At 50.5% G+C, this 26,880-nt stretch carries 23 protein-coding genes and 1 tRNA gene; 20 read left to right on the top strand and 4 right to left on the bottom strand.

Annotated features, from left to right (window positions below; genetic code table 11):
• The first annotated feature begins 3 nt into the window (after positions 1-3).
• From sdhA to acsA, 15 genes are all read left to right on the top strand, one after another.
• On the top strand, positions 4-1,761 hold the full coding sequence (sdhA, locus tag THEAE_RS0113000) for a succinate dehydrogenase flavoprotein subunit (protein ID WP_028987776.1): 1,758 nt from the start codon (positions 4-6) through the stop codon (positions 1,759-1,761).
• Positions 1,758-2,504: a succinate dehydrogenase iron-sulfur subunit gene (gene sdhB / locus THEAE_RS0112995; protein WP_005589030.1), complete on the top strand. Its 747-nt coding sequence runs from the start codon at positions 1,758-1,760 to the stop codon at positions 2,502-2,504. The genes sdhA and sdhB overlap by 4 nt, the downstream gene beginning before the upstream one ends.
• A 130-nt stretch (positions 2,505-2,634) precedes the next feature.
• Positions 2,635-3,834 carry a M24 family metallopeptidase gene (locus THEAE_RS0112985; RefSeq protein WP_028987775.1) on the top strand — a complete coding sequence of 400 codons (1,200 nt, stop codon included), beginning with the start codon at positions 2,635-2,637 and terminating at the stop codon, positions 3,832-3,834.
• Between the two features lie 110 nt (positions 3,835-3,944).
• Complete coding sequence (locus THEAE_RS0112980) at positions 3,945-4,172, top strand: ferredoxin (protein ID WP_005589027.1); 228 nt, start codon at positions 3,945-3,947, stop codon at positions 4,170-4,172.
• A 256-nt stretch (positions 4,173-4,428) separates the two neighbouring features.
• Positions 4,429-5,367, top strand: a complete 939-nt coding sequence (locus THEAE_RS0112970) for an L-lactate dehydrogenase (protein ID WP_005589026.1) — start codon at positions 4,429-4,431, stop codon at positions 5,365-5,367.
• A 114-nt stretch (positions 5,368-5,481) separates the two neighbouring features.
• Positions 5,482-5,703 carry a helix-turn-helix domain-containing protein gene (locus THEAE_RS0112965; RefSeq protein ID WP_028987773.1) on the top strand — a complete coding sequence of 74 codons (222 nt, stop codon included), beginning with the start codon at positions 5,482-5,484 and terminating at the stop codon, positions 5,701-5,703.
• 181 nt (positions 5,704-5,884) lie between these two features.
• Positions 5,885-6,334 (top strand): MarR family winged helix-turn-helix transcriptional regulator, encoded by a 450-nt coding sequence (locus THEAE_RS0112960; RefSeq protein WP_005589023.1) that lies wholly within the window; start codon positions 5,885-5,887, stop codon positions 6,332-6,334.
• A gap of 71 nt (positions 6,335-6,405) precedes the next feature.
• Positions 6,406-7,233, top strand: a complete 828-nt coding sequence (racE, locus tag THEAE_RS0112955) for a glutamate racemase (protein ID WP_028987772.1) — start codon at positions 6,406-6,408, stop codon at positions 7,231-7,233.
• Positions 7,234-7,369: 136 nt separating this feature from the next.
• Complete coding sequence (locus tag THEAE_RS0112945) at positions 7,370-8,437, top strand: GerMN domain-containing protein (RefSeq protein WP_052330000.1); 1,068 nt, start codon at positions 7,370-7,372, stop codon at positions 8,435-8,437.
• A 156-nt stretch (positions 8,438-8,593) separates the two neighbouring features.
• The gene (gene rph, locus THEAE_RS0112940; protein ID WP_005589020.1) at positions 8,594-9,364 is read left to right on the top strand and encodes a ribonuclease PH; all 771 of its coding nucleotides are present in this window, start codon (positions 8,594-8,596) and stop codon (positions 9,362-9,364) included.
• Positions 9,361-9,987: an XTP/dITP diphosphatase gene (locus tag THEAE_RS0112935; RefSeq protein ID WP_028987770.1), complete on the top strand. Its 627-nt coding sequence runs from the start codon at positions 9,361-9,363 to the stop codon at positions 9,985-9,987. Before rph ends, THEAE_RS0112935 begins: the two co-directional genes overlap by 4 nt.
• Positions 9,988-10,060: 73 nt before the next feature.
• A complete protein-coding gene (locus THEAE_RS0112930; protein WP_028987769.1) occupies positions 10,061-10,579 on the top strand; it encodes a metallophosphoesterase family protein in 519 nt (172 codons plus the stop codon).
• A 90-nt stretch (positions 10,580-10,669) separates the two neighbouring features.
• Entirely contained in the window at positions 10,670-12,112 is a 1,443-nt protein-coding gene (locus THEAE_RS0112925) for an ISLre2 family transposase (protein WP_028987768.1), read from the top strand.
• 384 nt (positions 12,113-12,496) lie between these two features.
• Positions 12,497-12,570: transfer RNA gene (locus THEAE_RS0112915), tRNA-Gly, on the top strand.
• A gap of 163 nt (positions 12,571-12,733) precedes the next feature.
• Complete coding sequence (gene acsA / locus THEAE_RS0112910) at positions 12,734-14,455, top strand: acetate--CoA ligase (protein WP_028987767.1); 1,722 nt, start codon at positions 12,734-12,736, stop codon at positions 14,453-14,455.
• A gap of 99 nt (positions 14,456-14,554) precedes the next feature.
• Here acsA and THEAE_RS20940 read toward each other — a convergent pair whose 3' ends face one another.
• Positions 14,555-17,713: a transglycosylase domain-containing protein gene (locus tag THEAE_RS20940; protein WP_052329999.1), complete on the bottom strand. Its 3,159-nt coding sequence runs from the start codon at positions 17,711-17,713 to the stop codon at positions 14,555-14,557.
• Positions 17,714-18,131: 418 nt separating this feature from the next.
• On the opposite strand from THEAE_RS20940, the gene tyrS reads away from it, so the two are divergent.
• Positions 18,132-19,421 (top strand): tyrosine--tRNA ligase, encoded by a 1,290-nt coding sequence (gene tyrS, locus THEAE_RS0112900; RefSeq protein WP_052330254.1) that lies wholly within the window; start codon positions 18,132-18,134, stop codon positions 19,419-19,421.
• Between the two features lie 221 nt (positions 19,422-19,642).
• Here tyrS and rpsD read toward each other — a convergent pair whose 3' ends face one another.
• The gene (rpsD, locus tag THEAE_RS0112890; protein ID WP_005589014.1) at positions 19,643-20,242 is read right to left on the bottom strand and encodes a 30S ribosomal protein S4; all 600 of its coding nucleotides are present in this window, start codon (positions 20,240-20,242) and stop codon (positions 19,643-19,645) included.
• 357 nt (positions 20,243-20,599) lie between these two features.
• Between rpsD and THEAE_RS0112880 the strand changes: the two genes are divergently transcribed.
• From THEAE_RS0112880 to THEAE_RS0112865, 4 genes are all read left to right on the top strand, one after another.
• Positions 20,600-21,199 (top strand): histidine phosphatase family protein, encoded by a 600-nt coding sequence (locus tag THEAE_RS0112880; RefSeq protein ID WP_028987763.1) that lies wholly within the window; start codon positions 20,600-20,602, stop codon positions 21,197-21,199.
• A gap of 173 nt (positions 21,200-21,372) precedes the next feature.
• Positions 21,373-22,347: an MBL fold metallo-hydrolase gene (locus THEAE_RS0112875; RefSeq protein WP_028987762.1), complete on the top strand. Its 975-nt coding sequence runs from the start codon at positions 21,373-21,375 to the stop codon at positions 22,345-22,347.
• Positions 22,348-22,435: 88 nt separating this feature from the next.
• A complete protein-coding gene (locus THEAE_RS0112870; protein ID WP_005584024.1) occupies positions 22,436-23,806 on the top strand; it encodes an acyclic terpene utilization AtuA family protein in 1,371 nt (456 codons plus the stop codon).
• Entirely contained in the window at positions 23,806-24,162 is a 357-nt protein-coding gene (locus THEAE_RS0112865; RefSeq protein WP_039944462.1) for an AtuA-related protein, read from the top strand. The genes THEAE_RS0112870 and THEAE_RS0112865 overlap by 1 nt, the downstream gene beginning before the upstream one ends.
• 22 nt (positions 24,163-24,184) lie before the next feature.
• Here THEAE_RS0112865 and THEAE_RS0112860 read toward each other — a convergent pair whose 3' ends face one another.
• Positions 24,185-26,098 carry a DUF294 nucleotidyltransferase-like domain-containing protein gene (locus tag THEAE_RS0112860; RefSeq protein WP_028987761.1) on the bottom strand — a complete coding sequence of 638 codons (1,914 nt, stop codon included), beginning with the start codon at positions 26,096-26,098 and terminating at the stop codon, positions 24,185-24,187.
• Positions 26,095-26,793, bottom strand: a complete 699-nt coding sequence (locus THEAE_RS20935) for a 3'-5' exonuclease (RefSeq protein WP_005584028.1) — start codon at positions 26,791-26,793, stop codon at positions 26,095-26,097. The genes THEAE_RS0112860 and THEAE_RS20935 overlap by 4 nt, the downstream gene beginning before the upstream one ends.
• Positions 26,794-26,880 lie beyond the last annotated feature (87 nt).

Below are 26,880 nucleotides of genomic sequence, written 5' to 3'. Positions count from 1 at the left end.
TTTATGAGCCAAAAATTAATTATTGTAGGCGGTGGATTGGCGGGACTCATGGCAACCATTAAGGCGGCCGAGGCCGGCATCCACGTCCAGCTCTTTTCCGTGGTCAAGGTGAAACGATCCCATTCCGTATGCGCCCAGGGCGGTATTAACGGCGCCGTCAATACGAAAGGAGAGGGAGATTCACCTTGGATTCATTTTGACGATACCATTTACGGCGGCGATTTTCTGGCAAACCAACCGCCGGTAAAAGCGATGTGCGAGGCGGCGCCCGGGATCATTTACCTCTTTGACCGGATGGGGGTCATGTTTAACCGGACGCCGGAAGGACTCCTCGATTTCCGACGTTTCGGTGGGACCAAACATCATCGCACCGCCTTTGCGGGGGCAACCACCGGGCAGCAGCTCCTTTATGCTTTGGATGAACAGGTGCGCCGCTTTGAGGTGGAAGGATTGGTGGAGAAGTATGAGAACTGGGAGTTTCTCTCCGCCGTCCTCGATGAGGAGGGGGTCGCCCGGGGGATCGTCGCCCAGAGCATGTATACGATGGAAATTAAAGCTTTCCCCGCCGATGCGGTCATTCTGGCCACCGGGGGCCCGGGGCTCATCTTCGGGAAGACGACCAATTCGGTCATTAATACGGGGAGCGCCGCTTCTTCGGTCTATCAGCAGGGGGCTTACTATGCGAATGGGGAATTTATTCAGATCCATCCGACCGCCATCCCCGGAGAGGATAAACTGCGCCTCATGTCGGAGTCGGCTCGGGGAGAAGGGGGAAGGGTTTGGACCTATAAAGACGGGAAGCCCTGGTACTTCCTGGAAGAAAAATATCCCGCTTACGGGAACCTCGTCCCCCGGGATATTGCCACACGGGAGATTTACCATGTGGTCTTCGACTTGAAATTGGGCGTGAACGGGGAAAATATGGTATATCTGGATCTTTCTCATATCGATCCGAAAGTTTTGGATGTGAAATTGGGCGGAATTCTGGAAATCTATGAGAAGTTCGTCGGCGATGATCCCCGCAAGGTCCCGATGAAGATCTTCCCGGCCGTCCATTATTCCATGGGAGGATTGTGGGTGGATTATAACCAGATGACCTCCATCCCCGGACTGTTTGCGGCGGGAGAAGTGGATTATCAATACCACGGAGCCAACCGCCTGGGAGCCAATTCTCTCCTCTCCTCCGTCTTTGGGGGAATGGTGGCGGGGCCGAAGGCTGTGGAGTATATGAGAGGATTGAAGAAATCGGCGGATGATCTTCCTTCCTCCCTCTTTGAGCAGGCGGTGAAAAAGGAAGAGGAAAAATATGAGCGGCTACTCAACATGAAGGGAACGGAGAATGCGTACAAGCTCCATAAAGAACTGGGCGAATGGATGACGGCCAATGTGACCGTTGTTCGCTATAATGATCGCCTGCTGAAGACGGATGAGAAGATCCAGGAACTGATGGAGCGTTACCAACAGATTAACATGGACGATACGTTAAAGTGGAGCAACCAAGGGGTGATGTTTACCCGGCAATTGTGGAATATGCTCCAGTTGGCCCGGGTGATTACCCAAGGCGCCTATCGCAGAAACGAAAGCCGGGGAGCCCACTACAAACCGGAGTTTCCGGAGCGGAATGATGAAGAATGGCTGAAGACGACGAAAGCGAAATACACTCCGGACGGTCCCGTCTTTGAGTACGAAGATGTAGATATCTCCTTAATTAAGCCTCGCCCACGCCGTTACGATGTTGATAAGGAGGCGACCAAAAAATGAGCAAGAAGATTCGTTTGATTATCACCCGGCAAGATGGTCCGGACGGGACACCGTATAAGGAGACCTTTGATCTCGACTATCGTCCCAATATGAACGTAATCAGCGCATTGATGGAGATCCGCCGCAATCCGGTAAATGCGGAAGGGAAGCGGGTTGCCCCTGTGGCTTGGGAGATGAGCTGCCTAGAAGAGGTGTGTGGCGCCTGTTCGATGGTGATTAATGGGAAAGCACGGCAGGCTTGTACCGCCCTCATCGATAAATTGGGAGATACCATCACCCTGGAGCCGATGCGTACCTTTCCTGTGGTGCGGGATCTCATCGTCAACCGAGATCGGATGTTTGACGCCCTCAAGAGGGTAAAGGCCTGGATCCCTATCGATGGAACCTACGACTTGGGCCCCGGGCCCCGGATGCCGGAGACGGAACGGCAATGGGCGTATGAATTATCAAAGTGTATGACCTGCGGTGTCTGCCTTGAGGTATGTCCCAATGTGAACAGCCATTCCGATTTTATCGGTCCCCAGGCGGTGAACCAGGTGCGTCTCTTTAACGCCCATCCAACCGGGGCGATGAATAAACATGAACGTCTCGATGCCTTGATGGGTCCGGGGGGTCTGGAAGGGTGCGGAAATTCGCAAAACTGTGTCCAGTCTTGTCCCAAGGGGATTCCTCTTACCACCTCGATCGCCTTCCTCAATAAAGAAATAACGAGGCATGCTTTCCGCAAATGGTTTTATAATTAAAGTGGATGAAGGGTGTCCCTGAAGGGATGCCCTCAAACCAAATTGCCCCACTATTATGGAAAATAGGAGATTTCGGAATGAAGGATCATCTCGTGAGGGATTCTCCTAAAATGACGAAGGAGGCGGATGGATGAAGGGAGCATATCGGATCGTCCCGAAAGAGGAGCTGTTTTCACGCATCGGCAGGTTACAGCAAAAGATGAACGAAAAAGAGATAGAAGGCATTCTCATCCTACAGAATGTGGATCTCTTCTATTTCAGCGGTACGATGCAGGGAGGACTGATGTACATTCCTCAGGAAGGAACTCCCTCCTTATGGATTCGCAAAAGCATCTCCAGGGCGAGGGAAGATTCTCCTTTTCCTGTGGAACCTTTGGGGAGCATGAAAACATGGCAAGAGGAACTGGAAAAGCGATTTGGAAAGCTTCATACCGTGGGGTTGGAATGGGATGTTCTTCCTTATAACCAGGTGGAGAGAATGCGCCATGCCTTTTCCGGTATCCAATGGGTTGATGCCTCTCCCCTCATCCGGGAGGTTCGGATGATCAAAAGCCCTTATGAAGTGAGCATCTTGGAAGAAGCGGCCCGGATCGGACATGAGGGGATCATGGCAGGAATCGGGAAAATTCCTAGCGGGATTCGGGAAATTGACCTGGCCGCCACCATCGAGCAGGCGATTCGGGTCAGGGGCCATATTGCAGCGACACGAACCCGCGGGTTTAATCAGGAGCTGGTCTTAGGCGCCGTCGTCTCCGGACATGAAGCTTCCCTCCCATCTTATTTTGACGGTCCTGCCGGTGGAGAGGGCCTCACCCCCGCTGCCCCTGCGGGAGCGGGATGGAGCCCGATCCGTCCGAATGAGCCGATCCTGATCGATTTCTGCACTTCCTACGAGGGATATAACTTTGACCAGACCCGTACGGCCGTCTGGGGGCATCTGGACCCCCTCTTGGAAGAAGCCTATTCCTATACCCTCCGCATCTTGCGGGAAGTGGAACGGATGGCGAAACCGGGTGTGGTGGCGGAAGCGCTTTATTTCCGCGCGGTGGAACTGGCGCAGGAGTGGGGGCTCGGAGAATATTTCATGGGGTATGGGGAGAGTCAGGTAAAATTCTTGGGACACGGGGTAGGACTGGAAGTGGATGAATGGCCGGTCTTGGCGAAAGGGTTTAAGACACCTTTGGCTCCGGGGATGACCATCGCCGTTGAACCCAAATTTACCTTCCCCGGGAAGGGTATTGTGGGCCTTGAGAATACCTATCTGGTTACGGATGATGGGATTCGCTCGTTAAGCGTAACGCCGGAGGAGATCCTGCGCATCCCTGCGTGACGGAAAGCAATTTTTTGCAATGTCAATGGATTGTCCCAAAAATTTATAGTCATTCTTGAAATAAAGGTGTATAATAAGGACGAATTGATGAAAAGGAGGATCAAGAAGGTATGGCATACTACACATGGGTAGACCAAGAAACCTGCATCGCTTGCGGTGCCTGCGGAGCGACCGCTCCCGACATTTATGATTACAATGATGAGGGATTAGCTTATAACACCCTTGACGACAATACAGGTACGGTTGAGATTCCGGATGTTTTGGTGGAAGATATGATGGCCGCCAAAGAGGGTTGCCCCACGGAATCCATCAAAGTTAGCGAATCACCGAAGGAGTAAAACGATTCGACATTTCCTTGAGGTCAGTCTTCCGATCGAGAGGATCGAAAGGTTGAATCCGATAAGATTGGTAAACACACATTCGACAAAAAGATCTCCCCAAGGAGATCTTTTTTTAAAAGGAAAAAGATAAAAGGAAACAGATTCATTCTCTCTCACATGACGAAATAGAAGTTGTGGTAAGATGTACATAGGTATGCTTTCCTGTAGAATGAAAAGGTTAATTATGGTAAATTACAAAAAAGGAGGTAATCAGTTGGCGAGCAAAATCGTATTGATTGGTTCAGGAGCGGTTGGAGCGACGTTCGCATATACGGTTCTTGTTAAAGGTTTGGCGACGGAGCTGGTCATTATTGATCAGAATAAGGATAAGGCTTTGGGTGACGCCCTCGACTTAAATCACGGCTTGATGTTGGCCTATCCGATGAAGATTAAAGCGGGAGGGTACGAAGATTGTGAAGGAGCGGACCTGATCGTCATTGCCGCCGGAGCGGCTCAGAGGCCGGGAGAGACACGGCTCGACCTGATGGGAAGAAATGTGGCCATCTTTCGTTCCATTTTGGGTGAGGTGACCCAATATACCCAAACGGCAATCCTGCTCATCGCCACCAATCCGGTTGATCTTCTCACCCTGGTCGCTTTAAAGATTACCGGATGGCCGAAGAACCGGGTCCTTGGATCGGGGACACTATTGGATAGTTCCCGTTTCCGCTACCTTGTCGGCCAGAAATTACGCATCGACCCTCGAAGCGTACATGGTTTAATCATCGGTGAACATGGCGATTCCGAAGTACCCCTCTGGAGCTCATTGAACGTTGTGGGAACGCCTTTGGAAGATCATGAGGAGAATTCCCGCTTTTATATCAGCCCGGAGGAGAAAGAAAAGATATATGAAGAAACCCGGGGAGCCGCCTATGAGATCATCGCGAAAAAAGGAGCCACGTACTATGCGATCGCCCTCGCGCTGGCCAGGATCACCGAAGCCATTTTGCGGGATCAGCGTTCCATTCTTCCCGTATCTGCCTATTTGGAGGGGGAATACGGCGTATCCGATATCTGCCTAGGAGTCCCCTGTGTACTGGGTAATAACGGGATCGAAGAGATCGTTCAAGTCCCTCTTTCCCAGGAGGAGAGGGAGGGTTTCCTCAAGTCGGCCAAGACGTTAAAAGAATTTAGCCACCAGATAGGATTTTGATTCGCCCATTTTTTTAAGATATTACACCAACAGCGCATAGGTGTCATAAGATATCCTGACTAAATCCTCGAGCCCTTGTGCCCTGATGAGCCCTAGCAAGGAGGGGTGGCGCTGTTGAAAGGTAGTGAGACAGGCAAACCGATTTTAACCAATCGCGAAAGGGAAGTATTTGAATTGCTCGTACAAGACAAGACGACAAAAGAGATCGCCAAACTGCTTTTTATTAGTGAAAAAACCGTGCGTAACCATATAAGCAACGTGATGCAAAAACTGGGGGTGAAAGGACGCTCCCAAGCCGTTGTTGAATTGGTACGCATGGGTGAATTGGAGATCTAAGATGAAGGGCAGGGAATATGAATGATCCCCTATTCAATGGTAGGATAGGGGATTTTGTTATCAAAAAAAGGGTTTTTCTTGACAAGGGGAAATAGGTGCGCTTTACTTAAAACTAGGAGAAAACAGGTCGGTCCATCTTGCCGTCGCTAAAGCCTATAAGGGAAGTCAGGGAGGAGATTACATGAGCGGTCATCCTAAAATCGGACAAGATGTGAAGGAATTGGAATGGGTATTGCGCAGAATCAGTACCCTGATCAAGCAGAAGGGAAGAGAAATCCTTCAGGACTTTCCCATTACTCTCCCTCAATTTATTGCCCTTCAATGGCTAAAGGAAGAGGGAGAGATGACCATTGGAGCATTAAGTGAGAAGATGTATCTTGCAAACAGCACCACGACCGATTTGGTCGATCGCATGGAAAAGGCGGGACTGGTGCAGAGGGAAAGGAGTCTTACCGACAGGAGGGTCGTTCATATCCGCCTCCTTGACAAAGGAAAAATGTTAATCGATGAAGTGATCCGTCATCGACAAGAATATTTGGCCAAAGTCATGGAATCCTTTTCTCCGGAAGAGAGAGATCAACTCAAAGCTCTTTTAAACCTCCTCTATCGGGAGATGGAAGAGGGGAATTAAGGTTCCTTCTAGACACTGGGGAGAATGGAGCGCATACTATATGGAAAAAGAGATAGAGATGGGGGATATTCGTGCATCCAGGTAGTATCGGCATCCTTGATTCAGGAGTGGGAGGCCTTACGGTAGTGAAAGAGGTGATGAGGCAGCTTCCCATGGAGAGTATCCTCTATATCGGGGATTCTGCCCGTTGCCCATATGGACCGCGTCCGGCGGAAGAGGTGCGTCGGTTTACCTATCAGATGATCCATTTTCTCCTCCAGTTTGACCCGAAAATGATCGTCATCGCTTGTAATACCGCCACCTCCGTCGTATTGGAGGAGGCGAAACACTGGTTAAAGATCCCGGTGATCGGGGTGATTGAACCGGGCGCACGGGCTGCGATTCGTGAATCTAAATCGGGGAAGATCGGAGTGATCGGAACCCAGGGCACCATAAAAAGCGGCATGTATGAAAAGGTGCTAACTCGGATTAAGCCCGGGCTCAATGTGGTTAGTCAAGCCTGTCCCAATCTCGTTCCCCTCGTGGAAGATGATGAGGTATCCGTCGATGTGGCTCTTCAGGTGGTTCAGGAGGAATTATCTCCTCTCATCCATCAGGGAGTAGAAACCCTCGTTTTAGGCTGCACCCATTATCCGATCATTGCACCGATCATTCAGCAGGTGATGGGGGAGGAAGTCTCTCTCATCAGTTCGGCCGAGGAGACTGCCAGTGAGGTAAGCGCCGTCTTAAGCGAAAATCATTTGCTCGCCACACCGGAGAAAGCGGTTCACCATCAATTTTATACCACAGGCGATCCCTTTTCTTTTAAGAGGATCGCAGAAAAGTGGTTGGAGAGAAGTGTCGAAGTAAGGGCCGTCCATCTTCCTGTTTTGGATATCAAGGAAGTGATCCGGCTATAATGACCGCTTTAACACCGCCCGGGGATTTTCCCTCCGGCGGTTTTTTTGTCCGTGAGATCGGACAAAATGGGTATAAAAAAACCTGACAGCTCGTATACATGGTAATACAAAACGACTGTTAGGAGGGTTTATAGGGATGAAGCGGAATATGGCAAAAGCAGGCGTCCTCTTCCTTTCGCTCATGTTTCTCCCTGTTTTTCTCACCGGATGCGGACTTTTTGGGAACTCCTCCAGTTCGGCTCCCATCGATCCGCCCCAGGTTGAGCCCGTCAATTCAGATTTGGTTGGAGGTACGGGAGAAGGAGAAAAGGGGCAAAGCGGAGAGGTGATTATGACCGATAAAGTGCTCTATCTCTTTGATTCCCGTGGGTATGTAGTTCCGATGACCATGAAAATTCCCTACTCGGAGGCGATTGCAAAGCAAGTTCTCACCTACATGGTAAAGGGAGGCCCGGTGGAGAAGAATCTTCCCCCTGGTTTCTCAGCCGTTTTGCCTGTGGGGACCACCTTTCAATTAAATGTCAAGACGGAGGATGGCACCGCCGTCGTCGATTTCTCCAAGGAGTTTAAAAACTATGAGGCGAATGAGGAGGAGAAGATTCTGCAGGCCGTTACGTGGGCTCTCACCGAATTTCCGACCATTAAGCAGGTGAAAATCCGCATCGAAGGAAAGGATGTAGAAACGATGCCTGTGGCGGGGACTCCGGTAAATCAACCGTTAACTCGCGAGGATGGGATCAATATCGAGGTGGCCGATTCGGCGATGCCGGGGAACAGCACCGCACTGACCCTTTACTTTGAGGGAGAGACCCCTGACGGGTCCTTACAATATTTCGTCCCCGTCACCCGCCTTGTTCCATGGACGGAGGATAAAACAGCGGCGACCGTGGCAGAGTTGATCAAGGGACCCCTTCCCGGTTCCGGATTGGTGAGCAATATTCTCCCAACCACCAAGGTGAACCAAGTTAAGGTGGATCAGGGAGTTGCCTTGGCTGACTTTGATGAGAAAATTCTCGGTGTATCGGAGGGCGGAAAGGAAGCTTCTATAAAAGGGATCCAATCGGTACTCCTCTCCCTTGCGGCGACAAGCGGAGCAGAAAAAGTCCAGATCTTGGTCAATGGGAAGGCGGATCCTTTAAAAAACCTGATCGATTTCTCACAACCGGTAGCCAAACCGAAATCGATCAATCCCTTACAGTTTTGAAACGTTTGCATCGATTTTCCGATCGTTTGGGACTCTTCACTCCAGTTCAAGGACTCCCTCTGCCCTCTCCATTCCTCAACGGTTCGCCTTTCCGATCATTATTTTGTATAATAGGAGTGATGTAAGGAGAAAGATGGGAAGGGAGCTTTATATTTTATGAGAGCCGACGGCCGTAAAAATGACCAATTACGTCCAATCCGAATGACCCCTCATATCAATAAATATGCGGAAGGATCCGTACTGATAGAAGTTGGGGACACGAGGGTGATTTGTACAGCGACGATCGAGGAGAAAGTGCCTCCTTTTATGCGGGGCATGGGAAAGGGATGGGTTACGGCCGAATACAGCATGCTGCCCAGGGCGACGGAGGTTCGCAATGTCAGGGAGGCAAGTAAAGGGAAATTGGGCGGCAGGACGATGGAGATTCAGCGCCTGATCGGACGTTCCCTCCGTTCCATCGTGGATTTAGAACGGCTGGGAGAACGGTCGATTCTCATTGACTGTGATGTGATCCAGGCTGATGGAGGGACCAGAACCGCATCCATTACGGGAGGATATGTCGCCTTAATCTTTGCCTTGGCTCGTCTCATGGAAAAAGGAATGATGAAAGAAATTCCGGTCTCCGATTTCCTAGCCGCCACCAGTGTTGGGATTTTGGGTGGAGAAATCATTCTGGATTTATCCTATGGTGAAGATTCACAGGCCAAGGTAGATTTGAATATGGTACAAACAGGGGAAGGGAAATTTGTGGAGATCCAGGGAACCGGTGAAGAATCGCCGTTTACGCAGGAAGAGTTTTATCGAATGTTAGATCTTGGGCGAAAAGGGATTCAAGAGATCATCTTGAAAGAAAAAGAGGTACTCGGGGATTTGGCACAATGGATGAAGCCAACGGAAGCAGGAGAAAAAGAAGGTGGATTCGAATGAATTCCCTTCCCCTTACGATCGTTTTAGCTACTCGGAATCCTCATAAAGGAAAGGAATTAACCGCTCTACTCTCCCCATACGGGATCGAAGCGGCAACCCTCGCTTCGTTTCCAGGTGCGCCGGAAGTGGTGGAGGATGGAAAAACGTTCGAAGAAAATGCACGGAAGAAAGCGGTCCAGATCTCCTCTTACACCCATCTTCCCACATTGGCCGACGATTCCGGCTTGGTCGTAGAGGCGTTGGGGGGAAATCCGGGCGTATATTCCGCCCGGTATGCCGGAGAGAAAGCGACCGATGAGGAGAATAATCGGAAACTACTTAAAGAAATGGCGGCGGTTCCCCCGGGAAAGCGTCAAGCTTCCTTTGTCTCGGTTATCGCCTATGCAGAGCCGGAGGGTGAGGTGAACCTTTTCCGGGGTGTGATCGATGGAGAGATTCTCTTCGAACCGCGTGGTGCATATGGCTTCGGTTATGATCCCCTTTTTTACATCCCTTCTTTAGGAAAAAGCATGGCGGAACTTGCTCCGGAAGAGAAAAACAGGATCAGTCACCGGGCAAAGGCATATCGGAACTTTATCGATTTTTTTGCGAAACGGTCTAAAGTGCGCCGTTGTTCTCTATAATTTTTTCTTCAAGGGATTCATGGATACCCGTTGTGATGTTTTGTGTGCGGTAAGGATGGGGAGGTAGGATCGAGTGAAGGTACTGGTCATGAGCGATACCCATGGGCTTTTGCGAGAGGTGGAAGAGATCATCCAATTTATTCATCCGGATCGGGTTCTTCATTGTGGAGATTCGGAGATGGATCCGAAAATCTCTCCTTTTAAGGAGATGATCATGGTGAGAGGGAACATGGATTACGCATCCGATCTCCCGCTGGCAAGGACCCTCCGTTGGAAAGGGTTAAAAGTGACCATTACCCATGGGCATCGCTACCATGTGAAGGAAAGCCTTCATTCTCTTCAAGATCTCGCAGAGGAGACGGGAGCCAAAATCATTTTGTTTGGGCACTCCCATTTCCCCCTTTGCCGGGAGATACGGGGCGTCTTATACATCAACCCAGGCAGCCTCCTGCGACCGCGGGGCTATCCGGTTCCCACCTTTGCCTTGATGGAGCTTGCCGAGCGGGATGATGGCTTTGAGGTGGAGGTTTCCTTTTACAACCGCTCTTCCTTCATGAAACTTCCCGATTTGGGCGGCAGGTATAAAGGTTAGAGTAAAATAATCATTGGTTGAGATGCAGGAAAAAGGTCTTAAAATGTCGAAAAGAGACCTTGTACACCCTTGTTAAGGAGGTCTCTTTTCGTGGAATTATTTAATTACATTAACAGTTTATCGCAACAAGCCGCAGAAGGCAAGATAGACTTTATACAATTGGAGAAGGAAATCTTCAAGATGGTCAAAGTATTTGGTGCTTTGTTGATGGAAGAAATACTTGAACAAGCCGATGAGCTCATTTTTCAAAGTGAAGAACGAGATGGGAAAAGTGGAGGCATACGCCCAATGGGTATACAAACGCTCTTTGGAGAAATCCTGTATCGGCGGAGGATCTATCAAACAAAGGGGGGGTGGAGCTACCCACTCGATGAAAAATTAGGGATTGAAAGCAAACAAACCGTAAGTCCTACGTTAAGTCAGATATCGGCATTTTTAGCCACACAGAACTCCTATCGCCAAAGCGCTCGTATCCTAGGACAACTTGAGCTTCATGTAAGTCATCAGCGCATTCACAAAGCGGTCCAAGAACAAGGAGAACGAATCAACAAACACAGAGAACAAATGCCGGAGAACGAAAAGAAGCGGGAAGCCAAGATCGTGCTCGTTGAATCGGATGGGGTCTATGTAAGCCTGCAAGGAAAAGACCGGAAGAAATATGGAACAACCCTGGAAATCAAAAACGGATGTATTTATGAAGGTTGGGAAGCGAAAAACCCGATCAAAAGAGAATACCGGCTTAAGAATCCAAAGGTGATCGCCACCACCAACTCCTCCAAAGAATATTGGCAGAAAGTAGACAACTATCTCCAAAAGACATATGAAATAGAAAAAGTGGGGCTATTCGTTTTTGGCAGTGACGGATCATCCTGGGGAAAAGAAGGGGCTGAGTTTTATGCAGGATCCCTACATCAGATCGACAAATTCCACTTTCATCGATGGGTTAAACAAGTCTTTGGATTTGGGGAGCCTGCAATGCTGGATACGCTAGAAGCCATGATTGAAGGAGATGACAAAGAAGGGTTTAAAAAATGGATGGAAACCAAGAAAAGGGAGGCGAAAGATAGTGAAAAGAGAAAAGAGATCCAGAAGCTAGAAAAAACGATTCTGAAGAACTGGGAAAGCCTCAAAGACTACCGGAATCGAAGTGACAAAGTACCCGAGGGAGCGCGAGGGATAGGAAACATCGAAAACTTCAATGACAATCTTGTAGCAGACCGAATGAAAAAAAGAGGGATGAGCTGGAGCAAAGAAGGGGTAGAAAACCTGCTGCAAGTTAGAGCGGCTGTCCTCAATGGGGAATGGGAAGGGATTGAAAAGTGGATCTTTAATCTCGGCACAAAAGAAGACTCTCAGCAAACCAACAAGGTAGACGAAACAGAACAAAAAGGTGCAGGGAGGCCAAAAAGGGGCAAACGTCGTCAGGAAGAGACGGGAGAGTGGTGTCAGGCGCACATGCCTGGTCTGACCGGTCCAAAAGCATGGCTTAGGGAATTTGGAAGGAAGATCAATGAGACGATCTCAGCATTATAAAGAAATAAGAACATATAATCTGCATATTTTGATGAGTCTAGGCAAAGAGATTTTGTGGATAGGTAAGCGGTTTGTGGCAGAAAACGAATAAGGTGAGTCGTGCCCGAAGGGTCGGAGTGAAGCTAGCGATGTGGAGAGCCTTTACATGGAGAGGCGCCCCTCATTAAGCGATTGCGAAGGCGGGCGCCCCCGAAGGGGGATTATTTCGCCCGCCAGCGTTTTTGGGGAGTATGAGGGGGCGCAGAGGCTCCATGTCAAGGCCACGACTCATAAAAATAAAAAAAACAAGGGGAAAAGCCAATGAGATATTGACAGTAACGGTATAAAGTAACGTCTTGACTTTGAAACCGGATTTGAGTATAATAACACTTGTCAATTTCACAAGCGGGTGTAGTTCAATGGTAGAACTCCAGCTTCCCAAGCTGGCGGCGTGGGTTCGATTCCCATCACCCGCTCCATCCTAAATGCCTTGCGAATAAGGCTTTTTTTTTTGCCTTCGAGATCGTCCTGTTATATAGCATCACGGAGAAATTTTGCCTTCTATATATGATTTTTTTTTGACCTATGCTATAATATTCTCAATATTGATCAAATAAAATTTTTTTTCAAGGAGGGAGAGGAATGGCAGAAGAGAAGATTGCGCCATTTCCCGGGGAGTATAATCTCGAAAACTATGAAGAAGCGTACGCTACCTTTGACTACAAGGAGGTGGAGAAAGAGTTTAGCTGGTACCGTACTGGGAAGGTAAATATGGCCTATGAGTGCATTGACCGGCACACAGAAACCTTCCGGAAGAATAAAGTAGCCCTCATATATAGTGATCAGGAACGGGAAGAAAAGTATACGTTCGCCGAGATGAAATATTTAACGAACCGCTTTGGAAACGTTCTCCGTTCGTTGGGCGTGGTTAAAGGGGATCGAGTTTTTGTCTTTATGCCCCGTAGTCCTGAGCTTTATGTAAGCGTTTTAGGTGCCATAAAAGTGGGAGCGATCGTCGGCCCCCTCTTTGAGGCCTTCATGGAAACCGCGGTGAAAGACCGTCTCTTGGACAGCGGCGCGAAGGTATTGGTCACCACCCCCGCCCTTTATCCCCGGGTTCCGGTGGATGAATTGCCGGAGCTTGAAAAGGTGATCATCGTCGGCGATATGGAGGATGAAGAGCTGCCTCCCCATATCGTAAATTATGAGGAAGAGATGGCGAAAGCTTCCGATGAACTGGAGATCGAGTGGGTCGATCGGGAAGACGGCATGATACTCCATTATACCTCCGGTTCTACCGGTAAGCCGAAAGGGGTTCTCCACGTTCACAATGCCATGATCCACCATTACCAGACAGGGAAATGGGCGGCAGATATGAAGGAGACCGATGTTTATTGGTGTACCGCCGACCCTGGCTGGGTGACGGGGACCTCCTATGGGATTTTCGCTCCTTGGTTAAACGGAGTTACCAATGTAATTCGCGGGGGACGGTTTAATCCGAAGGAATGGTACAGCACGATTGAGCGATATAAGGTGACCATCTGGTACAGCGCTCCCACCTCTTTCCGCATGTTGATGGGAGCGGGGGATGACCTGGTGAAGCAATACAACTTACGCAGCCTCCGTCATATTATCAGCGTAGGGGAGCCTCTGAATCCTGAGGTGGTCCGCTGGGGATTAAAGGTGTTTAATCAGCGGATCCATGATGTGTGGTGGATGACGGAAACGGGGGGCATCATGATCGCCAACTATCCGTCGATGGCTATAAAGCCAGGATCGATGGGAAAACCCTTCCCGGGGACCGCCGCCGCCATATTGGACGATCAGGGAAATCTCCTTCCTCCCTTCCGTATGGGGAACCTTGCCTTGAGGACAGGCTGGCCCTCCATGATGAGAAAGATTTGGAATAACGAGGCCAAATACCAGGAGTATTTCCGCTTCCCGGGGTGGTATGTTTCCGGAGATTCGGCCTATATGGATGATGAGGGGTATTTCTGGTTCCAAGGCCGGATTGATGATGTGATTAACACGTCCGGAGAGCGGGTCGGCCCCTTTGAAGTGGAGAGCAAGTTGGTGGAGCATCCTGCCGTGGCGGAGGCAGGCGTGATCGGAGTTCCCGATCCGGTCCGGGGTGAGGTGATTAAAGCCTTTATCGCCCTTCGGGCAGGATATGAACCCTCGGAGGAGTTAAAAGAGGAGATTCGGCAATTTGTGAAGAAAGGGTTGGCCGCCCATGCGGCTCCTAGGCAAATTGAATTCCGGGATAAGCTGCCCAAGACCCGCAGCGGAAAGATCATGCGCCGAGTACTGAAAGCATGGGAGTTAAATCTCCCCACGGGAGATCTGTCGACCATGGAAGATTAAGGCAGGCTGAAAGGTAGATTTCCATCCCATCGTAAGGTATCAAATAAGAAGACCCTGGCCAGATCCAGGGTCTTTTGAATATATTTCTCTTAGTCCATTCTATGGGGTTCCTCCCGGTGCGAGGGGAATATCCAGGAGGTTGCTCCCCCCTTGATCTCCAGGATTAGGAGAGGAATTTCCATTCTGATCCTGGGAAGGATTACCCTGAGCAGGCGGAGCCGGTTCACCATCTTTTTTCAGCGAAACGGGTTTCGAAGGTTTCGATTCCCCCACATGGTTCACGGCGGTGATCTGGTACCAACCTTCCTTATCCACCGTCAAGTGCTGGAAGTAGGGGATCGAATTGTTTCCCAAAAGCTCGAAGGGACCATCCTTGGCGGCACTGTAATAAATGTTGTATTGGGTGACCTGCTCTTGATCCGGATTGGCATCCCAGGTGAGTTCTACGCCCGCTGCGGTATCGGCGATGTTAATTCCCCTCGGTGTGGAAGGCAGACCGGCCTGGTTATTCCACTTGCCGTTTCCGTTTAGGGTAACCACTTCAGAAGGGGTTGATTCTTTTCCGGCAATATCGACTGCGGTAATGTAGTAGCCGCTTCCCCCGCCTCCGTTCGGGTCGGTGTACTTCTTCTCCATATTCTGCATGATGCTCGCGATTCGCTCGAAGGAAAGACCGGTGGACCGGTAAATTCGGTACCCGGCAATATCCCCTTCCGGATTATTGTTCCAGGTGAGGAGGACCCCTTTCCCGCTTGGATCAGCCGTCGCTTTAAGCCCGGTAGGGGAGGAGGGGGTTTTCCCATCCTCCTGTCGGGGATCGACCTCGGTGGGCAGGGTATCCATCCAGTCCAGAGGCAGATAGAAGCTTTGCGGTTTGTCCGTTTTGGTGGGGAACTGGAAGGGTTCCCGTTTGATGAAAATCTTCGAAATGACCAGGTCGTCGGGAGTAGAGTCCTGCGCGAGGTACATCTTATTATTCACGGCAACCGCTCTTGCTTTTTGATGAACCGTACATGTTTCGGTCGGAAGGTTTGCTTTATTAAACATACCGGTGATCACCGTTCCGGCTTCCCGATCTAAGTCACTGGGCAATTCACCCGATTTGGAGCAGATGGCCAGGTTCACAATGCCCGGCGGTTTTTCAAAGGTGAGATCTTTCGGGCTTAAATCAGGTCTAACCCTTAAGGTTTCATTCATTAATCCTGCCCAGAGGATCTTTGCCCGGGTTTGGTCTCTTCCCATCGAGTAGGGGATATCAAACCCGGTCCAGACTCCCAAGGAAATGGAAGGGGAGTATCCTACGAACCAGAGGTCATTGGCATCATTGGTGGTCCCGGTTTTACCGGCGAAATCATGTTTGCCGCTCACCTTTTCGACCATATTTCGAACTGCGGCACCTGTACCCGTTTGGTAGACCGTCCTCATCATATCGGTAATCATATAAGCCGTCTCGGGGCTGTAGACCGGTTTGCTCACCGTACGATGTTTATAAATCTCCTGGCCATCTTGGGTGGTGATGCGGTCGATCAAATAAGCGTCGATGAAGGTGCCGCCGTTGGCAAATGTGGCATACGCATTCGTCAGCTCCTCTACCGTTACCCCCCGTTCCAACCCTCCGATCACTCCCGTTTGGGCCTGAAGATCCTTTTCGGTCAGCGTGGTGATTCCCATCGTTTTGGCGAACTCCTGCGCCTTAGCGATTCCTACCTTTAGATAGACTCGGATTGCAGGCACGTTCCAGGATTTCTTTAACGCCTCCCGGGCGGACATAATGCCATGGAATTTATTATCATAATTTAATGGCGTATGTTCGTTAGGTTTTCCATAGTTCAGAACGATAGGCGAGTCATCAATAGGGCTTTCAGGACCCAGCAACACCCCTGTTTCAAAGGCAGGAGCATAGGCCAGGATCGGCTTCATGGCTGAACCGGGCTGGCGTGGGCTGGCGGTATGGTTGGTCTGTTCGATCTTAAAGTCCCGCCCTCCTATGCTCGCGAGGATGGCCCCCGTCTTGTTATCGATGAGGACTGCCCCCAACTGCTGGGGAGCGTTCTCAACTTTAATTGTTTTGCCTCCCACTTTGGCAGTATAAGTTTTATTGCTCCAAAAGTTTTTCGGGTTGGCGGCATAGGCTTGAAAGGCATCGTACAATTCTTTGTCGATGGTGGTATAGATGTTATAGCCCTTCGTTAAAATATCTTTCTTTTTCCGTTCCAATAGGTCATTGTATAGATCTTTGTTTTCTTTGCTATAGATTTGGTTGATATCATACCCTTGCTTTATGAGATCTTCTTCCACCAACGCTTGGGCGGAGCGCTCCAGGATTTCAAAGAGGAGGAACGGATATTTGTCCAAAGCGCTTTGGGAGTCCTCCTTGCTGGATAGGTGGGCCTTAATGTCATACTTTAACGCTTCGTCGTACTGGGCCTGGGTGATCTTCCCGTCTTGTTTCATTTCTCCCAAGACATGCTTCATCCGGTTGAGCCCCTCTTCCAAGGTCTTATCCTTAAAGGGCAGATAATAGCCGGGATTTTGCAGCATCCCTACTAAGTAGGCGGCCTGGGGAAGATTGAGATCTTTGGCATCTACCCCGAAGATCCCTTTGGCAGCGGATTGAATTCCATACAAATTGCTGCCCCGGGCGCTCTTTCCGAAATACATTTCGTTTAGATAGGCTTCCAGGATTTGATCTTTGGTAAAGAAGCGTTCTAAGCGGAGAGCCAGGAAAATTTCATTCAGTTTTCGGTTGTACTTTAATTTCCTGAGCTGATCCCCTTTATATTCTCCGCTAATCTCCTTTCGGTACGATTCCTCCAACAAGGTCTGTTTGACCAACTGCTGGGTGATGGTGCTTCCCCCCGTCTGGATCTCGCTTCCCGTAAATTGTTGGAAGATGGCTCGGGCCGTTCCCCGAAGACTAACGCCGTGATGGCTGTAAAATTGTTTATCTTCGGTGGAGATCAGAGCATCTATAACATAGGGAGAAATTTCTTTCAGAGTAACCAAACGCCGATCTTGTTCTGCAGGCAATTTCCCAATCAGTGTCCCGTCATTAAAATATGCAAAACCGGTCAGGTAGTTGGTTTCAATATTTTGTTTCATTTCCTCATAGGAAAGAACTTTCTGGTCTTTTACGACGGCGGCCACGAAGCCAAACGCGACGCCCCCTAACATAAAGAGCCCTAGGAAAAACAGTAGAACCAACACTTTGAGAACGATCAAGAGATTTCTCTTTAATTGTCTAGGATTCTTAGCCATAACTTCCCCTCCTATCCATAGACAGGTCTATTATAGCATAAGCATTCTTTTGTATACCATTAGACGAAGAATAAAGGAGAAAAGTTGCCGGTGATTGATTTGACAAGGAACAGAAAACATGGTATGAAATGAAATAACAACCGATCCGTAAGATGAACCGTGATGAGAGGATAAAAGTAGCCAGGGGAAGTGAAACCGAGAGAACCGGCGGCAGGTGCAAGCAGGTCACGCTCCCTTTTGTGAAATACGCCCTTGAACGGCTTTTTTAGAGGAGAAGGAATGGTGATTCCTTAATAAGGGTGGTACCGCGGAGAAATGCTTCGTCCCTTGCCGGATGGAGCTTTTTTTTTGAAGCGGTAAACTTCGCTCTTGATGGTAAAGGATGATCTGAAAAGGAGTGAGAACGTTGTCGGAAAAGATGGAGGAAAAGAAGGAACAGATGGAAGGGAGGGGAGAGAAGGTTGAAACCTCCCCGGAAATCGAGAAGGAAGTCATGCGGCAGTGGGAGATCCTCTCCCGGGGGACGGTGGAGATAGTCCCCGAGGAGGAGTTCCTGCAAAAATTAAGGAGGAGCATCAAAGAAAAGAAGCCCTTGCGGGTGAAGTTGGGCCTAGATCCTTCCGCCCCGGATATTCATATTGGCCACACCGTAGTCCTGCAAAAATTAAAACAGTTTCAGGATTTAGGCCATCAGGTCCAATTGGTAATCGGAGATTTCACGGGGAGGATCGGAGATCCCACAGGGAAATCGGAGACCCGGAAACAGCTGAGTGAAGAAGAAGTGAAGCGGAATGCCGAGACCTATGTAAGGCAGTTTGGCAAGATTCTCGACACCAACCGCATCGAGCTTCATTTCAACAGCACATGGCTTGCGCCCCTTACCTTTGCCGATGTGGTAACCTTAGCCTCTAAGACGACGGTGGCCCGCATGCTGGAGCGGGATGATTTCCAAAAGCGGTACACGAATGAACAGCCGATCAGCATCCATGAATTCTTTTATCCCCTGATGCAGGGATACGATTCGGTGGCTCTTCATTCCGATGTGGAATTGGGGGGGACGGACCAGAAGTTTAATCTCCTGATGGGACGCCACCTGCAAAAGGAATATGGGGGCGAGCCGCAGGTGGTGATCATGACCCCCCTCCTCGAAGGACTAGACGGGGAGAAGAAGATGAGCAAGTCGTTGGGGAATTATATCGGTATTGATGAGGCGCCGAACCAGATTTACGGGAAGGCGATGTCGATTCCCGATGCCCTCATGGTGAAGTATTTTGAACTAGCGACCGATCTTCCCCTTGAGGAGTTTAAGGCGATCAAGGCAGGCCTGGAGTCGGGCGAGATCCATCCCCGAGACGGTAAGATGAAGCTGGCATATACCCTGGTTCGGATGTTTCACGGAGAGGAGGCGGCCAAGGAGGCGGAGGAGTATTTCCGCACGGTCTTCCAAGAGCGGAAGCTCCCCGATGAGATGGAAGAGCGGGAGATATCAGCCTCCCAATTAAAAGAGGGAAAGATGGGGATTTTGGCCCTTTTAACTGCGCTAAAGATGGTACCCAGCAACGCTGAAGCACGCCGGATGGTGCAGCAAGGGGCAGTCAGGATTAATGAAGAGAAGGTGGATGGGATCACGGCCGAGGTTCAGGTGGAAGATGGAATGATCGTTCAGGTGGGGAAGAGGAAGTTCGTCAGGATCAAGCGGGTTCCCTGATAAAGCGGCGAATGCGCCGATCATCATTCAGGCCTGTCGAGGAGAAAATGGGATGGATCGCCTCTTTCCCGAGGACATCTGGAACGGATCCCGATGGGAACGGGTCTTGGTGAGAGGAGAGATGCGGAGAAAAAATGTTTTACTGAAGGGAAAAAGAAACATCCCCTTCCGAAGGAAAGGGATGTTTCTCTCCGATTTCAGGATTTTCGTCAAGGTCCGGATTAACGGCTGTAAAACTCAACGATGAGGGATTCTTGAATCTCGGCAGGAAGTTCGGAACGCTCGGGGAGGCGGGTATATACCCCTTCCATCTTATTCTCGTCAAAGGTGAGGTAATTGGGGAGGTATGCCCGCTCGTTGAGCGCCTCTTTGATCGCCACCAAATTGCGGCTGCGCTCCCGAAGACCCACCACATCCCCGGGCTTTAACCGATAGGAGGGGATATCCACTTTCTTGCCGTTTACGGTTACATGCCCGTGGTTTACCAATTGGCGGGCGGCGGCACGCGTACGGGCCAACCCGAGACGGTAAACGATGTTATCCAGACGGGACTCCAGGAGAATCATGAAGTTCTCACCGGCGACCCCTTTCATCCGTACCGCTTCGTCGAAGAGATTGCGGAACTGGCGTTCATTTAAACCATACATATGGCGTAACTTCTGCTTTTCTTGCAATTGCAATCCGTATTCGCTTAATTTTTTCCGCTGTCCCGGTCCATGCTGTCCTGGAGGATAGGCCCTCTTCAGCTCTTTGCCGGTACCGGAAAGGGAGATGCCCAAACGGCGGCTAATTTTCCAGCGAGGTCCTGTATAGCGCGACATCGTCAAACTCCTTTCCTATGATCGATCATTATCTTTGTCGTTTTCATATCTTGTTCATCATGAGGTTGCTGCTCGAATCTCCCGAAGGCTCTCCCTGGTGGAAAAGGAAAAATCAGCCGCGCCTTTTCCGGGAAGGAGCCGAGAGGGATTCGGGAAATTCCCGTTCAGCCTATGAATGCACAACATTTAAAATAACGAAGATGCAAAAAAAAGTCAAGAGGGAGATTTGCATTTCCTTTTTTGATATAGTATAGAGAAAGTACGATGGAAAGATGGAAGATGAAAGGCAAAGGCGGATGAATGACGGGCTTTTGCTGCGTGAAAGAGAGTTGATGGGACATTGGGGAGGGAGCCTTCATGTGGGAGATTTCATTCATTCGGCATGGCCAAACCGATTGGAATAAAGAGGGTCGCTTTCAGGGGACGTTGGATATTCCACTCAATCAAGAGGGAATAAGGGAGGCGGAGCTCTTAGCCGATTGGAGCCGGGAGTTTGGTTGGAAGAGGATCTATACCAGTGACCTGAAAAGGGCTGTGCAAACGGCGGAGATGGTGGCCCGTAGAATTCGGATTCCTTGCATCGTAGAACCTTATTTTCGGGAGCGCCATTATGGACTTTTGGAAGGGATGGAGTTGAAAAAAGTGGTGGAACAATATGGGACGGGAGATGTGAGGTTGTTAGAACAGATGGGGTTAGGTGTGGAGAGTACTCTCTTTTTACAACGGAGATTGGTTCATGGAATTCGCAAGGTGATCGCCTCCCTTCCCCCGCAGCCGGTCGCCGTCGTAAGCCACGGCGGTGCGATCAATGCCTTTCTCTCTTGGGCGACCCATGGGCAGTTGGGCATTGGGGTGACAAAGCTTCGCAACACAAGCGTTACCCGGCTCTTGACGGATGGTGATCGGTGGAAGGTGCTGTCGGTTGATGAACTCTTCCTGGATGGAAAAGAGGCGTAAAACGAGGCGTCGATTGCATGGCCTGGAAGTAAGAAGGGAGCCTTTTCGTGGTTCAGAGGCAGGAGCGAGGGCTCCCCTTGATGGAAGGGGATGAATCGGGATATAATAATGAATGAATACTCATTCGGAAATCGTTGTGGGTGGCGGAGTAAGGAAGGAGATGCAATGCCGCGATGAAAATCACGAAGATTACACTTCCCACTCCGTTTAAGGTGGGGGATGTAAACGTTTATCTCTTGGAAGGGGATAGCCTAACCCTTATCGATACCGGACCAAAAACGGAAGAAACCTGGAGAACCCTACGGGAAGCCCTGAAGAAACATCGGCGGCGATTGAAAGACTTGGATCAGATTTTTCTCACCCATCACCATATGGATCATGTCGGATTGGTGAATGAGATTTTGGAAGAGAAAGAGATTCCGGTCTATGCTCACGAGGCAGGGATCCCTTATCTGACAAAAGAGAAGGGATTTATGGAAGAGAGGGAGGGGTTTTTTGTCTCCCTCTACCGAAAGCATGGGGTGCCGGAAGAGATGCTGAAGCAGGCCAGGGAGATCCTCCGCTACCTGGATCAGTTTACCGCGCCGATCCATGGAGTGATTCCCGTAAAAGAAGGGGATCGTTTGCCCGGGGAGAAGCATTTTGAAATCCTCCATACGCCGGGGCACGCTCCGGACCATCTTTCCCTCTATGACCGAACCCATCTGATCATGATTGCCGGGGATCACCTCATCAAACATATCTCTTCAAATGCATTTGTTGAACCGGTCTATGGAACCGTTGAACGTCCCCGTTCCCTTCTCGTCTACCGGGAAGCATTAAAGAAAGTGATGTCTCTGCCGATTCGCCTTCTTTATTCCGGGCATGGTGAGGAAGTAACCCATGTGAGAGAGCTGATTGAAGAGCGGCTCCGAAAGCAAGAGGCGAGGGCGGAAGCGATTTTAAACGCCATGAAAAAGGCGAAGACGGCCTTCCTCATCTCCAAGGAGATCTTCCCCAATCTCTATCTAAAAGAACTAAGCCTTACCATGTCGGAAGTGCTCGGCCATATGGATCTGCTCTGGGAGAAGGAGGAGATCGACATGAGGGAAGAAGGGGGGATTTTCTCATTTTATCCGAAAGAAGAAGGAATTTCGCTCAACACGTAAAAATATAGTGTTGAGAAAGGAAATAAGGTGATTCAGCAAGAAAGAGGGGCGGAAAGAAGGAGATCGAAAAAAATCCGGGAGGGGTAGAATGAAAACGGTACGAATAGGCGCGGGGCAGGGGTTCTATGGGGATACGATCTATGGAGCCCTCCACATGGCGAAGTATGGGGAGGTTCGGTACATCAGCTTTGATACGCTGGCGGAGCTTACATTGGCCATCCTGCAAAAGGATCGGCAGAAGAACCCTGAGGGGGGATACACCAAGGATATTACATTGACGATGGAGACCCTCCTCCCTTATGTGAAGGAGAAGGGGATTAAACTGATCACCAATGCGGGGGGGATAAACCCGGAAGGGGCGAGGGAAGAGGTTTTCCGGGTGGCAAAGAGGTTAAACATGACGGGAATTCGGGTAGGCATCGCCACCGGTGACAACATTTATCCTCATCTCGGGGAGTGGGAGAACAGGGGGCTTGATCTCTCCCACATGACGACAAAAGAGCCCTTTGACAAGATTCGGGACCGGGTTCTCTTCGCCAGCGCCTATCTGGGAGCGAAGCCCATCGTGGAGGCTCTCCGTCAAGGGGCGGATATCGTGATCACGGGACGGACGACGGATACGGCCCAGTTCCTGGCTCCTCTCATCTATGAATTTGATTGGAAGGAGGATGATTGGGACCGCATCGCCCAGGGGATCCTCCTCGGGCATTTGATGGAATGCTCCGGCCAGGCATCCGGAGGGAATTTCAGCGGGGACTGGTGGAACATCCCCGATATGGAGAATATCGGCTACCTCCTGGCCGAAGTATCGGAGGACGGGAGCGCCGTCCTGACCAAACCGCCCCATACCGGCGGTCGCGTCAGCGTCGATACCTTAAAGGAGCAATTCCTCTATGAGATTCATGATCCGAGCGCATACATCACCCCCGATGTGATCGCCGATTTCTCGGAGGTTCGCTTTGAACAGGTGGGGGAAAACCGAGTGGAGGTCTCCGGGGTAAAGGGACGACCGGCTCCTTCCACCTTAAAGGCGCTGATCGGATATGAAAACGGTTACATGGGCCAAGGATTGGTGGGCTACTCGTGGCCTGATGCCATGAAGAAGGCGAGAAAGGCGGACGAAATCATTCGCAAGCAGGTTTCCCTTTACGGGATCGAAGTGGAGGAGATCCTGAGCGAATATGTGGGGTATAACTCCATTCACGGCCCGTTGGCCCGTCCCGTCGATGAAGAGAATTTGAACGAGATCTACCTTCGGGTGGCGGTCCGGACCAAAGATCGGAGGACGGCGGAGCGATTCGGGCGCCTCTTTCCGCCCCTCGCATTAAACGGGCCTCCCTTCATCGGCGGCCTCTCCGGCATGTTCTCGGTACGGCAGCTATTGGGTCTCTGGTCCATCCTTATTCCCCGGGAATGGGTGGAGGGGCAAATCTTCGTCTCGGTGGAGGAGGTGAGATGATGGGGAAGAGATTGCTGCGTGATCTCGTCCAGGCTCGTTCCGGAGATAAGGGGAACACCTGCGACCTTTCCATCTTCGCCCGCACTCCGGAGATGTTTGAGGTGTTAAAGCGGGAGGTGACGGCAGAGCGGGTGAAGGAACATTTTAGCGGGATCGTCTTTGGACCGGTCACCCGCTTTGAAGTGCCCAATGTATTGGCCCTCAAATTTATCCTGGAGGATGCATTGGGTGGAGGGGCTCCTTCTTCCCTCCGCACCGACAATCTGGGGAAATCTTTCGGCTCCAATCTCTTACGGATGGAGATCGAAGTACCGGATGAGTTGCTTGCACCGGAACATCTCTTGCGTTATGAATAGGTAGGGTGCCGGCGTGGGAAACTTACGTGATATGATACTTAAATTTCAGGATCTCCACCAGATGCTCGATCGCCTGCAATGAGCGGGAGAGACGGGCATGATCGGACCGGGGGAGTCCTTTTAAGGGGAGGTAAGAAGTGGGTTTCCTCCCTTTTTCCGTTTCCCTCAATCCAAGCTCAATGCGATAGCGGAGCAGGGTCTCGAAAGATTCCTTCAGTTCCTGGGAAAAATCGGCAGGGAGGATTCCCTTCTCTGCTAATTGTTCGATTCGCTCCAGGGTATTGGTCGTTTCCATCCCTGCCTCGAGGGCGAGAAGACGGACCGAATCGGTGAGATAGACGGTGGCCGAGCCTTTCAGGTCCAGTTCGTCCCGGTGGGGCCCGCTCTTTTCCCCTACCGGTTTTCCGAACAGTCCTACCGGAACCCTTCCTTTTACCGCATCTTCTCCTAAAAAGCGGAAACTGATCGGTTCTTGGGAAAGGAGACGATGAATCTCCTGCCGCAAGGTGGCGGCGAGATGATCATCACCATAGAGGGGCCGGAAATCAAGGAAAATGGTGAGATTTCGGAGATGCTCCCCTGCGGGGAAATGGATCCAGTCGGCCGCTTTTTCGCGGAAATCCTTCCAATCCCCCCTCCAGACGGGATTGGTGGCCATCACATTTCCGGGGCAACGGGCGAATCCCAAGCGGACCAGCCCCTCGACCACGAGATGGGAAAGATGGGCGAAAAATTCCTCCGCCCTTTTTTTGATTTCGGAATCCTCCGTCTTTTCGTACAGGAGACCGTTATCTTGGTCGGTGCGCATATACTGCTCCCTTCGTCCGCTTGACCCCATGGTGAGCCAACAAAAGGAAAGAGGCGGTAGTCCCCAATCGGGCTCCATTTCTTTGAGGGAGAGTTGGATTAACTTAGCTGTCAATTGATCGTAAAACTCCGTCACCAAATCAAGAATCTGTGGGATCGGGGCCTTCTCCAAACTCCACTGGAGGAGTTGGCGATCCACCAGTTCCGGGAGGGGGAGAAGATCTTCCAGCCTTTGGGCTTCTCCGATCCTTTCGGTAATTTGGAGGAAATCTAGGTTTCGCATTCTTAAAAGATCCCTATAGGTGATCATGCCGATGGGCTCCTTGCCCATCACGACGACGGCGTGTTTTGCCTGCTTTTTAATCATGGACAGGAGAATCTGGTAATAATAGCTCTCCGGTTTTACCGTCACCGGATCCGGATCGGCGAGGGCCTTCGCGATTGGACCGTTTCCCGTTGCATTACGATTTGCATCCGTTGCGAAAAGCTTCTTGTGAAGGAGATCCTTTTCCGTGATGAGACCTTTCATCTCCCCCTCCCCATTAACCATCACCAAGGCGCTGATCCTCTTCTCCGACATTTTTCGGATCATATCCTCCACAGTTTCTTCTTCGCCGCACGTAATAACCGGACGGCTCATGATTTCACTCGCCCTGCGCCGCCCCATTTCCTCCCCCATGTGACGCCCTCCTTTGTCATCATGGGTGATCTCCTCGAATAGTTCCCGGAGATGTTCCATGATGGTTAAACTTAAAGCGCCGGCAAAGGAGGCGTTTTGGGAGAGGAGAGCGGTGAGGGTATCTTTTTTAATGAGCAGACAAATTACCTCCGTCGTCGTCTTCACCGAGGCGGCATAGGGTTTATTGGCGAGAACTCCGGTTTCCCCGAAGAGATCCCCTTTCTTGCGGGTTCCCGCAACTTTTTCTTTTCCTCCATCGGTCCGGATCGTAATCTCCACCATCCCTGAGAGGAGCAGATAGAGAGAGGAATGGGGCGATTCTCCTTGCTGGAAGAGATAGAGATGGGCAGGATAGCGCTTGATCTCCGATTCGGCCAGGAGTTGATCCAATTCGGAGGGGGTTAGGTGGAGAAAGGGCGGAATGCCGGATAAGTAAGAAGGAAGATTCAATGGTTCTCCCCCTTTCCCTTCATGAGGGGATGTTCCCGTACCTTTAAAAATTGGAGGAGATCGCCCCACGTGTGAAAGCCCTGTTCCCTGAGAAGGTCGAGGAGAATCCCAAGGACTTTTCCGGTGAGGCGAGCATCCTCGAGGGCATGATGCCGGTTTACGACGGGGAGAGAGAAACGATTTGCAAGGGCTTCCAAAGAATAGGAAGGGAGAGAGGGGTAGAGAAGGTGGGCAAGCTGTTTCGTATCGGCGAAGGGGAAAGGAAATTTCCCCTTATGTTCTCTGCGAAGGGCCGGTTCCATGAAACGAAGGTCAAAGCGGATGGCGTGGCCGATCACCACCGCCTCCCCGATCCACTCCAGGAAAGAAGGCAAAACTTCCCCGATTGGAGGGCGTTTTTCCACCATTTCTCCTGTAATCCCGGTCAGTGATTGTATCATCTCCGGGATGGGCCGCATGGGATTAACCAACTGATAGAAAGAATCAACCTCCTTTTTATTCTGTGGGTCCCACTTCACCGCACCGATGGAGATAATCCGGTCCCCCTTCTGCGGGTGATACCCTGTGGTTTCCGTGTCGATCACCACATAGGGAAGATCGAGGAGGTTCATCTCGGGCGAGGGCCATTTTGTATGGGATGGTGAATTCACCGCTTCCACGAAATGAGACTGGAGGAAAGGGAGAAAGGGGATCATCGCAACGCCTCTCCTTAAGAAAAATGGGATCAATTCATCACTTGGATCCGGGATGTTCGGCCGCGTTCAGCTCTACGGCTATCATAA

Origin of the sequence: Thermicanus aegyptius DSM 12793, from assembly GCF_000510645.1 — a bacterium.
Classification (GTDB): domain Bacteria; phylum Bacillota; class Bacilli; order Thermicanales; family Thermicanaceae; genus Thermicanus; species Thermicanus aegyptius.
This window is presented reverse-complemented; position numbering and strand designations above follow the sequence as displayed.

What these genes read in the sequence shown, in the direction of transcription:
- sdhA (WP_028987776.1), top strand. Translation starts at nt 4, where the DNA reads ATGAGCCAAAAATTAATTATTGTAGGCGGTGGATTGGCGGGACTCATG.
- sdhB (WP_005589030.1), top strand. Translation starts at nt 1,758, where the DNA reads ATGAGCAAGAAGATTCGTTTGATTATCACCCGGCAAGATGGTCCGGAC.
- THEAE_RS0112985 (WP_028987775.1), top strand. Translation starts at nt 2,635, where the DNA reads ATGAAGGGAGCATATCGGATCGTCCCGAAAGAGGAGCTGTTTTCACGC.
- THEAE_RS0112980 (WP_005589027.1), top strand. Translation starts at nt 3,945, where the DNA reads ATGGCATACTACACATGGGTAGACCAAGAAACCTGCATCGCTTGCGGT.
- THEAE_RS0112960 (WP_005589023.1), top strand. Translation starts at nt 5,885, where the DNA reads ATGAGCGGTCATCCTAAAATCGGACAAGATGTGAAGGAATTGGAATGG.
- THEAE_RS0112945 (WP_052330000.1), top strand. Translation starts at nt 7,370, where the DNA reads ATGAAGCGGAATATGGCAAAAGCAGGCGTCCTCTTCCTTTCGCTCATG.
- rph (WP_005589020.1), top strand. Translation starts at nt 8,594, where the DNA reads ATGAGAGCCGACGGCCGTAAAAATGACCAATTACGTCCAATCCGAATG.
- THEAE_RS0112935 (WP_028987770.1), top strand. Translation starts at nt 9,361, where the DNA reads ATGAATTCCCTTCCCCTTACGATCGTTTTAGCTACTCGGAATCCTCAT.
- acsA (WP_028987767.1), top strand. Translation starts at nt 12,734, where the DNA reads ATGGCAGAAGAGAAGATTGCGCCATTTCCCGGGGAGTATAATCTCGAA.
- THEAE_RS20940 (WP_052329999.1), bottom strand. Translation starts at nt 17,713, where the DNA reads ATGGCTAAGAATCCTAGACAATTAAAGAGAAATCTCTTGATCGTTCTC.
- tyrS (WP_052330254.1), top strand. Translation starts at nt 18,132, where the DNA reads ATGGAGGAAAAGAAGGAACAGATGGAAGGGAGGGGAGAGAAGGTTGAA.
- rpsD (WP_005589014.1), bottom strand. Translation starts at nt 20,242, where the DNA reads ATGTCGCGCTATACAGGACCTCGCTGGAAAATTAGCCGCCGTTTGGGC.
- THEAE_RS0112880 (WP_028987763.1), top strand. Translation starts at nt 20,600, where the DNA reads ATGTGGGAGATTTCATTCATTCGGCATGGCCAAACCGATTGGAATAAA.
- THEAE_RS0112875 (WP_028987762.1), top strand. Translation starts at nt 21,373, where the DNA reads ATGAAAATCACGAAGATTACACTTCCCACTCCGTTTAAGGTGGGGGAT.
- THEAE_RS0112870 (WP_005584024.1), top strand. Translation starts at nt 22,436, where the DNA reads ATGAAAACGGTACGAATAGGCGCGGGGCAGGGGTTCTATGGGGATACG.
- THEAE_RS0112865 (WP_039944462.1), top strand. Translation starts at nt 23,806, where the DNA reads ATGGGGAAGAGATTGCTGCGTGATCTCGTCCAGGCTCGTTCCGGAGAT.
- THEAE_RS20935 (WP_005584028.1), bottom strand. Translation starts at nt 26,793, where the DNA reads ATGATCCCCTTTCTCCCTTTCCTCCAGTCTCATTTCGTGGAAGCGGTG.